This window comes from uncultured Psychroserpens sp. (assembly GCF_947494225.1).
In the GTDB taxonomy this organism is placed as follows: Bacteria; Bacteroidota; Bacteroidia; order Flavobacteriales; family Flavobacteriaceae; genus Psychroserpens.
Genome location: NZ_CANLUG010000001.1, coordinates 491,643 through 506,324, shown reverse-complemented (window position 1 = coordinate 506,324; position 14,682 = coordinate 491,643). Strand labels below are relative to the sequence as shown.

General features: G+C 34.3%; 11 protein-coding genes. 5 read left to right on the top strand and 6 right to left on the bottom strand.

All coding sequences use genetic code 11. The annotated features are described in order from the left end of the window. The first annotated feature begins 78 nt into the window (after window positions 1-78). Window positions 79-1,926, top strand: coding sequence for a sodium:proton antiporter (locus Q0893_RS02255; protein ID WP_298901177.1), 1,848 nt, complete (start codon window positions 79-81; stop codon window positions 1,924-1,926). A 90-nt stretch (window positions 1,927-2,016) separates the two neighbouring features. On the opposite strand, the gene Q0893_RS02250 is transcribed toward Q0893_RS02255, so the two are convergent. The 4 genes from Q0893_RS02250 to lepA all read right to left on the bottom strand — a co-directional run bounded on the left by Q0893_RS02250 (window position 2,017) and on the right by lepA (window position 7,048). Beyond that, complete coding sequence (locus Q0893_RS02250; protein WP_298901178.1) at window positions 2,017-2,760, bottom strand: hypothetical protein; 744 nt, start codon at window positions 2,758-2,760, stop codon at window positions 2,017-2,019. Window positions 2,761-2,783: 23 nt separating this feature from the next. Further along, a complete protein-coding gene (locus Q0893_RS02245; protein WP_298901180.1) occupies window positions 2,784-3,548 on the bottom strand; it encodes a hypothetical protein in 765 nt (254 codons plus the stop codon). 101 nt (window positions 3,549-3,649) lie between these two features. Beyond that, entirely contained in the window at window positions 3,650-5,155 is a 1,506-nt protein-coding gene (locus tag Q0893_RS02240; RefSeq protein ID WP_298901182.1) for a LytTR family transcriptional regulator DNA-binding domain-containing protein, read from the bottom strand. Between the two features lie 96 nt (window positions 5,156-5,251). Beyond that, a complete protein-coding gene (lepA, locus tag Q0893_RS02235; protein WP_298901183.1) occupies window positions 5,252-7,048 on the bottom strand; it encodes a translation elongation factor 4 in 1,797 nt (598 codons plus the stop codon). A 155-nt stretch (window positions 7,049-7,203) separates the two neighbouring features. Here lepA and Q0893_RS02230 point away from each other — a divergent pair, with 155 nt between their 5' ends. Next, on the top strand, window positions 7,204-9,618 hold the full coding sequence (locus Q0893_RS02230; protein WP_298901184.1) for an outer membrane beta-barrel family protein: 2,415 nt from the start codon (window positions 7,204-7,206) through the stop codon (window positions 9,616-9,618). 7 nt (window positions 9,619-9,625) lie between these two features. Here the strand turns inward: Q0893_RS02230 and Q0893_RS02225 are convergent, their stop codons facing one another. After that, window positions 9,626-10,741 (bottom strand): hypothetical protein, encoded by a 1,116-nt coding sequence (locus tag Q0893_RS02225; RefSeq protein WP_299272201.1) that lies wholly within the window; start codon window positions 10,739-10,741, stop codon window positions 9,626-9,628. A 45-nt stretch (window positions 10,742-10,786) separates the two neighbouring features. On the opposite strand from Q0893_RS02225, the gene Q0893_RS02220 reads away from it, so the two are divergent. Genes Q0893_RS02220 through dusB form a run of 3 tightly spaced genes read left to right on the top strand, consistent with a single transcriptional unit; the run spans window position 10,787 to window position 13,453 of the window. Further along, window positions 10,787-12,031: a M28 family peptidase gene (locus Q0893_RS02220; protein ID WP_299272199.1), complete on the top strand. Its 1,245-nt coding sequence runs from the start codon at window positions 10,787-10,789 to the stop codon at window positions 12,029-12,031. Next, window positions 12,032-12,421 (top strand): DUF4345 domain-containing protein, encoded by a 390-nt coding sequence (locus Q0893_RS02215; protein ID WP_299272197.1) that lies wholly within the window; start codon window positions 12,032-12,034, stop codon window positions 12,419-12,421. A gap of 39 nt (window positions 12,422-12,460) precedes the next feature. Continuing rightward, the gene (dusB, locus tag Q0893_RS02210; protein WP_298901188.1) at window positions 12,461-13,453 is read left to right on the top strand and encodes a tRNA dihydrouridine synthase DusB; all 993 of its coding nucleotides are present in this window, start codon (window positions 12,461-12,463) and stop codon (window positions 13,451-13,453) included. A gap of 1 nt (window position 13,454) precedes the next feature. Here the strand turns inward: dusB and Q0893_RS02205 are convergent, their stop codons facing one another. Next, complete coding sequence (locus Q0893_RS02205) at window positions 13,455-14,588, bottom strand: FtsX-like permease family protein (protein WP_366915878.1); 1,134 nt, start codon at window positions 14,586-14,588, stop codon at window positions 13,455-13,457. Window positions 14,589-14,682: the final 94 nt, after the last annotated feature.

Sequence of the window (14,682 nt, the reverse complement as noted above, 5' to 3'; positions counted from 1 at the left end):
ATAAATGCTTACTCGTATTTTTATTGTTTTTGAAGTTGTTAAAATTGATTTACCTTTAGGTTTCAAAATTTTGAATTTATGTTAGAATTAGCAGGAATTATTATCTTAGGAATATTGGCGCAATGGGTAGCTTGGAAATTTAAAATACCAGCAATTTTACCGCTAATTTTAATTGGGCTTTTAGTTGGACCAATTGCAGCCGAATTTTTATCTGGAGATGGCACAAAATGGATTGAGCCTATATGGAATCAAAAGGAAGGGTTGTTTCCTGGAGAAAGCCTATTCTATTTTGTATCTCTTGCCATTAGTATTATTCTTTTTGAAGGCGGACTTACATTAAAATTAAGTGAAATAAAAAATGTTGGTCCAGTAATTACCAAACTCATAACAGTAGGGTCTCTTGTCACCTTTTTTGGTGCTGCAATAGCCGCTCATTTTATATTTAATTTAAGCTGGGAGATTTCGTTCTTATTTTCTGGGTTAATTATTGTTACAGGACCAACAGTAATTACACCTATTTTAAGAAACATTCCTTTAAAGAAAGACATTTCGGCTGTATTAAAATGGGAAGGTATTTTAATTGACCCAATTGGGGCTTTAGTTGCTGTATTAGTGTATGAGTTTATAAGCGTAGATGCAGGTGGAGAATTTACCAAGACTGCACTAATTGAATTTGGAAAAATTGTACTTTTTGGTTCTACATTTGGTTTTACGTTTGCGCATGCATTAAACTTTATATTAAATAAAAAACTAGTGCCACATTATCTTATGAATGTATTTTCATTAGCTGCAGTATTGGGTGTTTTTGTGTTGTCTGATGCATTTGCTCATGAGTCTGGTTTATTGGCAGTTGTAGTTATGGGAATGGTTTTAGGAAATTCAAACTCTCCCTACCTAAAGGACATTTTATACTTCAAAGAGTCTTTAAGTGTACTGCTCATATCAATATTATTTATACTTCTGGCAGCGAATATTAACTTTGATGAACTCTTACTTATTTATAATTGGAAAACAGCATTACTTTTTGCAGCAGTAGTATTTGTAATTAGACCTCTAGGGGTGTTTTTAAGTACACATGGTTCTAAGTTAAAATTAAATGAAAAGCTATTTATAAGTTGGGTTGGTCCTCGTGGTATTGTTGCCGCAGGTATTGCTTCCCTTTTCGGACTTAAATTAGCAAGTAAAGGTGTTACTGGCGCCCAATATATTACACCTTTAGTGTTTATGATTGTGCTTGGTACAGTTTTATTAAATGCAACTACAGCAAGATTATTTGCAAAATGGGTAGGCGTTTTTCTTACTAAATCTAATGGAATACTAATTGTTGGAGCTTCAAAAGTATCCCGCTTATTAGGGCATTACTTAGAGTCAAACGGCAGACATGTAGTACTTATTGATAGCAACGAAAGTAATATCGCAAAAGCTAAAGAATTAGGTTTAGAGGCATTGAGCACTAATATCTATTCAGATACATTAATGGATAATATAGAATTAAATGATGTTGGATATCTTATGGCACTCACAGGAAACACAGATATAAACAAATATGCCATCAATAAGTTTAGTAAACAGTTTGGAGAAAATGGATCGTTTAGATTGGTCTCAAGAGAAGAGGTCTTAGATGAAAACAACATCCCTCATGAAGGGTTATTTTCGCATACCGATGATTATAACTCACTCTCTGAAGTCGCAAAGCGACACCCATCAATACAAGAAATAAGTATTAATGATAAAGAACACTATAACGCATTAATTGATATCACTAACACCAATAAAGACATGATTCCATTGTTTGTTAAAGACGGTGACAATGAGATTCATATTATTTCGTCTTATAATAAGGAAGTGGATACTATTGGTGAAAATTCTAAACTTGTCTATTTAGGAAAACCTTTCGATATAGAAGAGGTGACCCACGAAGAATAAGTATATGGTAAACCCTCGCTTTAAAAGTCAAAAGCAAGGGTTCTCCACAAATTATGATTATCTATAATTAACCATAAATTTTCTTTTCGTTTACTTCTCTTCAGTCATGACTTTATCTAATTCATCAAGAACCCATCTTAATGTCGCAGACACCATGTTGTCTTTATTAATACCTATCCTAAAATTGTCTTGATCAAACTCGGTTCCGTTAGCCTCGAATGTTCTACTCAAATAAGACACCACTGGAACTTCAACACCGAGAGACGCTTTATTGCATAGCCTAATGTTTACACCTGTATATAGGCTAGCTCCATAACCCGTTACATCTTCTTCAAATCCAGAAAAATCACGAGTTCCTGTTTCATAGTAAGCATTGGCACCATAAATAAGTTGCACTTCATTAAATGCTGTTAAGCGATCAAAGTAAGTATACTTAGGACCAACTCTAAAAATACTTTCATCAAAATTATCAGCACTTGCGTTATGATATGTTGCATAAGCTCCTATGTAACCTGCACCATTTGGGTTTTGTCTATCACCTGTGATTCTACGTAAATATTCAGCACCAACACAGAATGATGTTTCACTGTTACCGTCATTATCACTCCACCCAAATCCAGCACTTCCACCAATAGTATTATTTGCCCATGCAACACCTTCATCAAATGTGTCAACAACATCATCGTAGCCAAAATCAACACCACTAGACCACTTAAGCGGAGCATCGTCATCGTGATCTAAGGTAGCTAAATTGTAAAGCCCTTGGGCTTGAATTGTCATAAATCCTCCTAAGCAAAATAGGAGCATGATTAGTTTTAAATTGATTGTTTTCATAATATGTGGTTTTAAAAAATTGATTACTTGCGGTTGCGGTTTCCAAAGGTGTATACCAATGATAATGCGAGAATGTTATTTTTGTTTATTAACCCAAAGGTTGAATCGCTTTTTGTTTCACTACCTTCTGTTTTGATGGTTTGTTCTTCATAAGTCAATACATTGGTTTGAACCATTAAAGACCATCGCGTTGTTAGTAAAATATGGAGTCCAATAATTAATCCGGCAGTTAAGACATTGAGATCATTTTTAAAACCATCATTAAACTTGTTTTTTCCGAAAGCGTATTTTGCAAAAATCCCATACTGCAAAAACACTTGCTGGAACTGTTTTGCTAATAGAGAAACCATGAGTAATTTTAAAGAGACGTTAAGCAAATTGGTGTTTAGGAAATCGCCATTAATACTGCTGTAACCTATTCCAAAAGCGCCATAAAAAGCAGCGTTTTGAACTAATGCCAATCTAAGATAATATTCAGCATGCATACACCATAGAGTCTCTAAATCGGTAAAACCAAACCCCACGCCAAATGCTATCATATTAAGAGCATATGCTACAGCATTTTTTTGAGCTTCGAATTGTGTAATACTTTTAGGTGCATTGGAAATGTCATATTGTATTTCGTCGTCTAGGTTAATTTCATAAGTTCTTAAATCGATGGTTTCAGAAGAAAGAGATAGCGAATTATATTCAGTATTATTTTCAAAGATATTTTGAGCCTCAACTCGTGTTGTTATGCTCGATATAAATAGGAGCAACACCATTGCTAATAAATGCTTGGTTTTCATAATATGTGAATTTTGGTTTAGATTAAAGTTATATGATAGAACACTTCAATGCTCCAAAATGTGATAACTAACACAAAAAACAACATGTTTAACCCAAGGTATTAGGCAATGTTTGCCTTATAGGTTCTGGAAAGGGGGATTTCTATATTGGATTTTAAAAACAGAGATTTACTATTTAATGCATCTATGAAGTTTTTATTTATGACATACGATCGATGTACACGAACGAAATTTGGCGGTAATGCATTAAGAATATCTTTAAGTTTATTTCTATCAATGATGGTCTTGTCGTCTGTAACAAATTCCAAATAATTTCCATCAGATTTTATGTATTTTAATTTATCTAAATAGATCTTAGACTTATTGTTTAGAATAACAGCAATCTCTTCAACTTTTTTAGCAATTTGTTCCTTTTCGTATTCAACGGTTTTAAGTCGCTTTATGGATCCCATCAATTTTTGCCCTAAAAACACCGCAATTAATGTTGCTAATAATGCCAATAAGGTCCATTTCCAGATATTCTTTTCATTGGTGGAAATAAGTAATTCTTTAGCCTGGTTTTCTTGTTTAAGCAACAGGATTTCTTTGGCTTGTTTTTCGGTTTCAAACTTCGAAGTGATTTCGGCAATACGTTCGCGTTCTTCTAATAAATTGAGGGAATCTCTTACTGTATTTATTGTTGTAGAAACTCGTAGCGCATTTTTATAATCGCCTATGTGCTCGTAGGCGCGATATAACAAGTCGTTAATTTTTAGTTTAAACTGTCGCTTCTCAGAATTCTTAAGAGCTTTATTAAGATATTCGATTGCCAAATTGTAGTTTTTTAAATTGAAATAGGCTTCTCCAACATAGGCATAGCTTTTGTCTTTATTAGCCATATAGTTTATGCGATCTTTAATTTTTACAGACTCGAGATTATACTTGATAATGTTTTCATAATCTTGGAGTTCAATATAACTCTGTGCCATATTGTAATAAATAATAGCGGCCAATCTCGAGTTACTTTTATCTTTAATTCCAGAAAGCAGTTTTTCTGACATGATTAACTTTTCTTGTTCGTCATGCGTGGTAGGCAATATGTTTTCTCCTTTTGCCGAATGATTATCTGCTCCAGAAGCTAGGGATTTATTATAAAAATAATCGGCTAAATCATCCCTATTAAGTTTGCTGTAGATAACACCAATTTGTAAATATGCTTTTCGAAGCCCTTTATCAACAGCGCCTTTTTTGTAATGAATTATGGCGTTAAAGTAATGTTCTAGAGCCAAATCATAATTTTCTTTTAGGTACTTTATAGATCCGAAATTATAATAGGTGTCACCTTTTAATCCTTCGGGAAGCGAGTCTAAGTGATTAAAATTGTATTGAAAGAGTTGCTCTGCCTCATCATACTTTTTTTGAACAAGAAGATAGGTGTTTTTATAAACAATAGACCTCGCAATTAAAGTGACATCATTAAGCACAATACTTTTTGCATAGGCGATTTCGGCATAATGCAAAGCACTGTCTTGATTTGTTTTATGAAACTCTTGAGCTTTGTTTAATAATGTTCTTATTTCAGATTTTGGTGTGACTTGAGCCAAACCAAAAAAAGAAACAAAAAGCATAGCGATAAGTATGAAGTTTCCCCAATTCCTCATACCTAAAAATACAAAAACGGAAGTAAAGTTCTTCCGTTGATGGTATAATTTTTATTTTAATGGCTAGTCGTTAAGTTTTAATACAGCCATAAATGCTTGCTGAGGTATTTCGACGTTACCTACTTGACGCATTCGTTTTTTACCTTTTTTCTGCTTTTCTAAAAGTTTACGTTTACGTGAAATATCTCCACCATAACATTTTGCAGTTACATCTTTACGTAGGGCTTTTACAGTTTCACGAGAAATTATTTTTGCACCAATAGCTGCTTGGATTGGAATATCAAACTGTTGTCTTGGTATCAATTCTTTTAACTTTTCACACATTTTTTTACCAATATTATGTGCATTGTCTGCATGAATTAAAGCTGAAAGCGCATCTACTGTTTGTGCATTTAATAAAATATCTAAACGAACAAGTTTAGAGGTTTTCATTCCTATTGGAGAATAATCAAATGATGCATAACCCTTAGATACTGTTTTTAAGCGATCGTAAAAATCGAAGACGATTTCTGCGAGTGGCATTTCAAAAGTTAATTCAACACGTTCTGGGGTGAGATAAGTTTGATTCATAATCATGCCTCGTTTCTCAATACAGAGTGACATCACATTACCAACAAAATCAGCTTTGGTGATAATAGTTGCTTTAATAAAAGGCTCTTCAACACGATTGACTGTTGTAGGTTCTGGTAAATCAGAAGGGTTGTTTACAACAAAAGCTTCGTCTGGGTTTTTATTAGTATACGCATGATACGACACGTTAGGAACTGTTGTAATTACAGTCATATCGAATTCGCGTTCAAGGCGTTCTTGTATAATTTCCATGTGTAGCATTCCCAAGAATCCACAACGAAACCCAAAACCTAAAGCGGCAGAACTTTCTGGTTGGAATACTAAAGATGCATCATTTAATTGTAATTTTTCCATAGAATTCCGAAGTTCTTCGTAATCTTCGGTATCAACGGGATAAATTCCAGCAAACACCATAGGTTTTACATCTTCAAACCCTTCTACGATGTTGGTTGTAGGGTTTTCAAAATCAGTTATGGTATCACCAACTTTTACTTCTTTAGCCGTTTTAATTCCAGTAATCAAATATCCAACATCACCAGCTTTTACAGTTTTCTTTGCAACTTGATTCAGTTTAAGAGTGCCAACTTCATCTGCAAAATATTCTTTACCTGTAGCGACAAACTTAATTTTTTGCCCTTTTTTAATTTCACCATTAAAGACTCTAAAATAGGTTTCAATACCTCTAAAAGTATTGTATACTGAGTCAAAAATCAAGGCTTGTAAGGGCGCGTCTGGATCTCCTTTCGGTGCGGGAACACGTTCAATAATCGCTTTTAAAATATTATCAACACCAAACCCTGTTTTTCCGCTAGCATGAATAACTTCTTCAGGATCACAGCCTAATAAGTCCACGATATCATCTGTTACTTCTTCAGGATTGGCGCTTGGTAAATCAACTTTATTAAGAACAGGAATTATTTCTAAATCATTTTCTAAGGCTAGATATAAGTTAGAAATGGTTTGTGCTTGTATGCTTTGTGCGGCATCTACTATGAGCAGAGCTCCTTCACAGGCAGCGATAGATCTAGACACTTCATAAGAAAAATCAACGTGACCAGGAGTGTCAATAAGATTAAGCACATACTCTTGTCCCTCAAATGTATATTCCATTTGAATGGCATGCGACTTAATTGTAATACCGCGCTCACGCTCTAAGTCCATACTATCTAACAACTGATCTTGTTTTTCGCGAGCGGTTACTGCGCCTGTAAAGTCAAGTAAACGGTCTGCAAGTGTGCTTTTTCCGTGATCTATATGTGCAATAATGCAAAAATTCCTAATGTGCTTCATAACATCCTAATTCATCTCAATAAAGATTTGCAAATATAGTTGATTTATTATGCATAAAACGCTATAAATGTTTACAAAAACCCTAATAAGTGTGGTAAAACCGTAAAAAGGATTTAAAAACAAATGTTATATTGCAGGCAAAACCCTAATTAATTTTGAAAACCCTACTCAATATTTTACTATTATTTGTATGCTCTTTTTTGAGTTATGGGCAGAGTCTATCCGTTTCTGGGATAGTCATTGATGATAAAAACGCACCTATAGAATTTGCAAATGTTATTTTATTAAATGCAGATGAAAGTGAGATTTTAAAGGGAACTTCAACAGATGAAAACGGAACTTTTAATTTCAATAACCTCGAACCTAATACTTATGTTATTAAGGTGAGTTTTATTGGGTTCAATAATTATCAGCAAAAAATTATACTTAATGGTAATTTAGACTTAAGAACGATTCAACTAACAGAAAGTGTAGAGGGTTTAGATGAAGTCAATATTACTGTAAAAAAGCCAACATTAAAACGAGAGGCAGATCGCCTCATTTTCAATGTTGAAAACACAGCTTTAGTAGAAGGAAATATATTAGATGTATTGAAAAGCACACCTAGTGTTTTGGTGCTTGGAGATGAGATAACCGTTAAAAACACCAGCCCAACAGTATATATAAATAATAGAAAAGTACATTTATCATCTGAAGACTTAAACCAATTGCTTGAAGGTTCTTCTGCAAATGCGATAAAATCTGTTGAGGTTATTACAAATCCTTCGGCACGATATGACGCTGAAAGCGGCGTTGTTTTAAATATTATAATGAGTAAAAACCTCATTACTGGTTATAGAGGAAGCATTTCAACGAGATACACACAAGGTGTTTTTCCTAAATATAATGCAGGAACAAGCCATTTTTTCAAAAACAAAAACCTCAGTTTTAATGTAAATTATAATTATGCCAAAAACAAAATAAACAGAGGAGGAGATGAAAGTATTAATTATTTAGATAATGCGAATGCAATAGATGAAAACTGGCGCTCAATTACAAATCGAAATACATGGTCTGAAACTCATAATCTAAATGCCAATTTTGACTATTTTATTAGTGACAATAACACATTGAGCTTATCATCCAATGCATTGTATGTACCGTATTTTAAATATAAAATTGTAAACAACACGACAATTAGAGATAATACGGGGGATTTTTTATCCAGATTTAGTGCAGATAACCTCTCTAGACATGACAAGTACAACTTAGGTTTTGATTTAGATTTTAACCACAATTTTACTAAAGGGCAATTAGCATTTAATGCACATTTCACGGCCTATAATTATCAGAGAGGTCAAGGGGTGGTAAGTGAATTTTTTGATGTTAATGATGATTTTTTAAATAGATCTGCATTTAACACTAATGCCAATCAAGACACCCAAATCTTTACAACTAAATTAGATTACAGTTTACCGTTGAGTGAGAATTCTACGTTCGAAACAGGTATCAAAATGTCTAATATTAAAACAGAAAGCGACATCATGCAATTTGATGTTGATATTAATACAGGAGATGAGACCATAGATATTCAAAATTCGGATGCTTTTGATTATGACGAACGCATTTATGCAGGATACCTCAATTATGCATCAAGTACTGATGATTATAATCTTAATGTTGGTTTGAGGGTAGAACAGACTAATTTAGAGGGACAGTCTCCTTTAACTAGCATCTCTAATACTCAGGATTATTTAGAGTTATTTCCTAACCTGAGTTTTCAGTATAATATTTCAGATGGATATAATGTTTATGCAAATTACAAACGAAGCATTGCTAGACCAAGTTATACTGATTTAAATCCGTTTCGTTTTTTCTTTAATGACAATTATGTAGTCACAGGAAACCCTAATCTAGTTCCGACGTTTTTAGATCATTATGTTGTAGGAGCTACATTGTTTGATTTCTTGACAGTAGAAGCATATTATCAAAATTATGATGGTGCAATTTCTGAAATCCCTAGACAAGATAATGACACAAACATTATTGAATATACTTCAGTTAATTTTGATAAAACAGTTGAATATGGTTTCGATTTTTTAGTCGATTTTAATATTACTGATCACTGGAACACTTATTTTGTAACTTCTTTCTATAATATCGATGAAGAAACCGATTTTGGCAATGGATTTGTGAGCCAAAGCCAATGGTCTAACTATTCTAATATTACGAATACGATTTCATTATTAAAGGATAGAAGTTTAAGTCTATTTTTGGATGTAATATGGATTGGTGAGAACCTTCAGGCGTTCCAAATTGTAGAAGACCGATTGTTTAGTCAGATAGCGATTTCAAAAACAGTTTTTAATAAACAGGGCACTATTACTTTAACAGCAGGAGATTTATTTAATATGCAAGATGAGAAATCGCGAGTGCGGTATCAAAACCAATTTAATTTCACCAATTCAGATCTCGATACGCGTATTGTTACTCTTGGGTTTCGTTATAGATTTGGAAACACTAGGTTAGAAACAAATGAAAGGGCTATTGATCTTGAAGAACGTGATAGATTAAATAAAGAAGGAAATTAACACCTAATTAGTCTTGCCATTCTGCAATAAATAAATTAGTATCTCTCCCACCACCATTATTGCGATTGGATGAAAACGCTAAATACTTTCCGTCATTAGAAAACACAGGAAATGCATCAAACGTCTCACCATGCGTTACGCGTTCCAGGTTTTTGCCATCAAGATCTATTAAATAGAGATTAAATGGAAAACCACGCTCTGCCTCAAAATTAGAAGAGAAAAGAATTTTCTCCCCAGACGGATGAAAAAACGGACTCCAATTGGCATTCCCCAAATCTGTTAATTGTCTCAAATCACTACCATCTGCATTACAGATGTAAAGCTCCATTTCTGTAGGCTCTACTAAACCTTCGGCAAGTAAATCTTTATAGGCTTTAATTTCTTCTTCAGTTTTTGGGCGTGATGAACGGAAAATTAATTTTGTCCCATCTGGCGAAAAGAAAGCGCCACCATCATAACCTAATTCGTTGGTAATTTGTTTAACATCACTACCATCAATATTCATAGTATACAATTCTAAATCACCACTTCTTGTTGAGGTAAAGACTATTTTGTCACCTTTTGGAGATACGGTTGGTTCTGCATCATAGCCAACTTCATTGGTTAATTGTTTTACAATGTTACCTTCTAAATCTGCAACAAAAATGTCATAACTATCATAGATAGGCCAGATGTATTTTCCGTTCTTGCGCAAAGGTGTATCAGGGCAGGCTTCATCACCAAGATGCGTAGAAGCGTAAATGATGTGCTTGTTGTCAGGCAAAAAATAAGAACATGTTGTACGCCCCTTTCCTGTACTTACCATGGGAGGCACAATACTATCCATAAATGTTTCATTTGCATTCATCAGGAACATTTGATCACAACCAACTCCCCATGCCTTGTTATTAGATTGAAATATAATTTGTTTGTCATCAAAACTCCAGTAAGCCTCTGCATTATCTCCTCCAAACGTAACTTGTCTAATAGACTTAAAGTGCTTTTCTCCTGGGTATATTAAAGAATCTTTTGTGGTTTCAACAACTTGAATTTGTGTTTCTTTCTGAGCTTCTGGAGCCGTTTTTGAATCACTTTTACAATTAAAAAGTAAAACACCTAAGATTAGAATATATGCGTATTTCATCTGATAAATATTAACTAAATTTGTGTAAAATTAAGATATATAGCTATGAAAAACCTAATTGTGGTTCTTTTTTTGATGGTTTTGTTCTCCTGTAAAACAGATTCTAAAGAGGAAACCAGAACGATTTCTATTGAAGAGGATGTTGTTTTTTTGGCATCTGATGAACTTGAAGGAAGACAAACAGGAACCGACGGTGAAAAAGCTGCTGCCAACTACATAGCAGAACGCTTTAAAAACTTAGGACTACAGGCTAAGGGAACAAATGGTTATTTTCAAGCCTTCTCATTTAAGCCTCAAACAGATCCGCATCAGAAAGTTAACTATACTGTAAAGGATGGTGATAGTACTATTACAGGAACAAATGTTATTGGGTTTTTAGATAATAATGCCGAGAACACTATTATCATTGGGGCACATTACGATCACTTAGGCTATGGAGCAGAAGGGTCATTATATAGAGGAGAAACGCAAGAAATCCATAATGGCGCAGATGACAATGCAAGTGGTGTTGCTGTAATGTTAAGCCTTGCCAAGAAGTTGGCAACAACTAATTCTGGAAACAATTACTTATTCATGGCATTCTCTGGAGAGGAAATGGGCTTGTTGGGCTCTAATTATTTTACAAAAAATGCTACGATAGATTTATCCAAAGCAAACTACATGATTAACATGGATATGGTGGGACGATTGAAGCAAGATAGTACGTTAGCTGTCTATGGTGTTGGAACATCACCAATTTTAAAACATGTAATTAAGGCAAATAACTCTAAGTTTAAGATCATTGAAAATGAATCTGGTGTGGGCCCAAGTGATCATACCTCTTTTTACAATAGCGATATTCCCGTAATGCACTTCTTTACAGGCCAACACGAAGATTACCATAAGCCCGGTGATGACACACCGAAACTTAACTATGAAGGGATGGATATGATATCAAGCTATATTTTCGAGATCATTTCAGACCTTGATGACAATGGAAAATTACCGTTCAGAACAACAAAAAATGAAAGCGACGACGTGCCTGTGTTTAAAGTTGCTTTAGGTGTGATTCCCGATTATTTGTTCGACGGAAAAGGGATGCGGATTGATGGTATTACAGAAGATAAAGCTGCTCATAAAGCAGGTCTCGAAAAAGGTGACATTGTTATTAAACTAGGGGATAGTTTGGTGACCAATATGAATAGTTATATGCGCGCACTTTCGAGTTTTGAAGAAGGAGATAAAACGAAAGTTGTTGTGAAACGTGGCGACATTGAAGTTGAAAGAGATATCGAATTTCAAAAGTTTTAAGTGCTAAAAACCAAGAACGATTTTATTAATAAAATTCACTTGATCATTTCGGTGGTCATTGTTATTCCTGTAGCAATTATATATGCTTTTTTCCCTGAGACTCAATTTGAATTGTTACCTAAAACGATTGATGAGCATAATTTTTATAAGGCTATTACAGGACTTTATTTAGGGTTTTCAATGTTGTGGATTATAGGTTTAACTAACACCAAATATCTTAAAACAGCACTAATTACTAATGTTATTTTTATGCTTGGCCTTGGCTTTGGAAGATTGCTTAGTATTAGTATAGATGGCTTTCCAACCTCAGGTTATATCTTTGGAACAGTTGCCGAATTAGGTCTTGGCATTTATGGACTCTGGGTTTTAAAAAGAGAAGCGCTTGACTAAAACTTAAAAAGCTGTAATTTTGCGCAAAACAAAATAATTTTGGTAAAGATAGGTGACATAGAACTTCCTGATTTTCCATTGCTTTTAGCTCCAATGGAAGATGTAAGCGACCCGCCGTTTCGTGCTTTGTGCAAGGAGCAAGGTGCCGATGTGGTCTATACAGAGTTTATTTCGAGTGAAGGTTTAATTCGTGATGCTGCGAAAAGTGTTATGAAACTTGATATCTATGAAAAAGAACGTCCTGTTGGTATTCAAATCTTTGGAGCCAATATGGACAGTATGCTTCAAACTATTGATATTGTTGAAAAATCGAATCCAGATATAATTGATATCAATTTTGGGTGTCCTGTAAAGAAAGTTGTGAGTAAGGGAGCAGGAGCAGGGATACTAAAAGATATTTGTCTTATGGAAAGTTTAACTGCCGAAATGGTTAAACGAACGAAACTTCCTGTAACAGTAAAAACGCGACTGGGCTGGGACCATGATTCTATTAAAATTGTTGAAGTAGCAGAGCGCCTTCAAGATGTAGGTTGCAAGGCTATTTCAATTCATGGACGAACGCGTGCTCAAATGTATAAAGGAGAAGCCAATTGGAAACCAATTGCTGAGGTGAAAAATAATCCAAGAATGCATATTCCTGTATTTGGAAATGGCGATGTAGATTCACCAGAAAAAGCCGCACTTATGCGCGATAGTTTTGGTTTAGACGGTTGTATGATTGGTCGTGCGACAATTGGAAACCCTTGGTTTTTTAAACAAGTCAAACACTTTTTTGAAACAGGGACTCATTTAGCGCCTATATCAATGGCAGAACGTGTTGAAGCCGCAAGACGACACCTACAAATGTCTATCGATTGGAAAGGAGAAAAACTTGGTGTTTTTGAAACAAGACGTCACTATACCAATTACTTTAAGGGTATTCCAAATTTTAAGGAATATAGAATGAAAATGGTGACTAGCGATGACTCAAAAGATGTATTTGCTGCTTTTGATGAGGTTCTAGAAAAGTTTGGTAGTCATCAATTTATATAACTTATCCTTTTACTAAATCTTTGGTAATGCGTTGAGATGCTAACTTCGAAGCCAAAACTCCTAAGACTAAAATGGTAAGAATCACTACAATAAAGTTGATGATTTTTAACTCAACAGGATACGCCAATGATGGTGTAAGCATAATGAGTTCAAATTGTTTTTGAAGAAATACAATAACAAATCCCAGAGATAAGCCTATTATTCCTGCTAGAATTGTCATTAAACTTCCTTGTAAAAAGAAAATACGCCTGATGTCTTTTGTCGTTGTTCCAAGATTAAACAACGTATGAATAGATTCCCGTTTATCTAAGATCATCATAATTAGCGCACCAATAACATTAAATAGAGCAATGATAATCACCAAAGTAAAAATAAGGTAAACCGCTACATTTTCGGTATTGAGCATTTTATAAAGCGCATCATTAAGTTGCGCTCTATTCTTAACGTCAATTTTAGTTCCTAATGCGTTTTTTAATGCTTCTGAAACTACAGTTTGGTCGGCTTCCTCTGTTAATTTAAACTCCAGAGACGATACTTGGTCTTCAGCATAATTCAATAAATACCTAGCGGTTTCAATATTAGAAAAAATATACTCGTTGTTCAATTCTTCGTTAATATCAAGGATACCAACATTATAGGCATTTACAGAAGTGAAAGCTCCAGTTACTGAAGTGATTTGTCCTTTTCCAGGTTTAGGCACGTAAATTTTTTGATGCCTTGTTAAATCTAATGTGCCATATGAGAGTTTTCGAGAAACGCCACCACCAGATACAATTTGATCAGTGCCTCGTTCGAGCCAATTTCCGTAGTAAATCATTGAGTCTATAGATGTAACTGTTGTGAAGTTTTCATCTACACCTTTTAAAGTTACGATTTGATGTTTGTTGTCAAACTCTAAGACAACGCGTTCTTCAATAATTTTTGAATACCCCAAAACCCCATCAATAGATTGAATGGCGAGTGCATCGTTTTCTGAAAGTATAAACGACTTGCCCTTAGAGGGGATAACTTTTAGATCTGGATCAACAAAGGATGAAAACTCTAAACTAAAGTTCTTTAGTCCAGCAAAACCAGAAAGCACTATAAACAAAGCTGCAGAGGCAATTACCGTTCCTGAAGCGGCAATAATAGTCATAATGTTTATAGAATTATTGCTGCTTTTTGAAAACAGATATCGTTTTGCTATGTAAAGTGAAAAGTTTATAATAAAAGGTGTTTTGAAGGTTTTG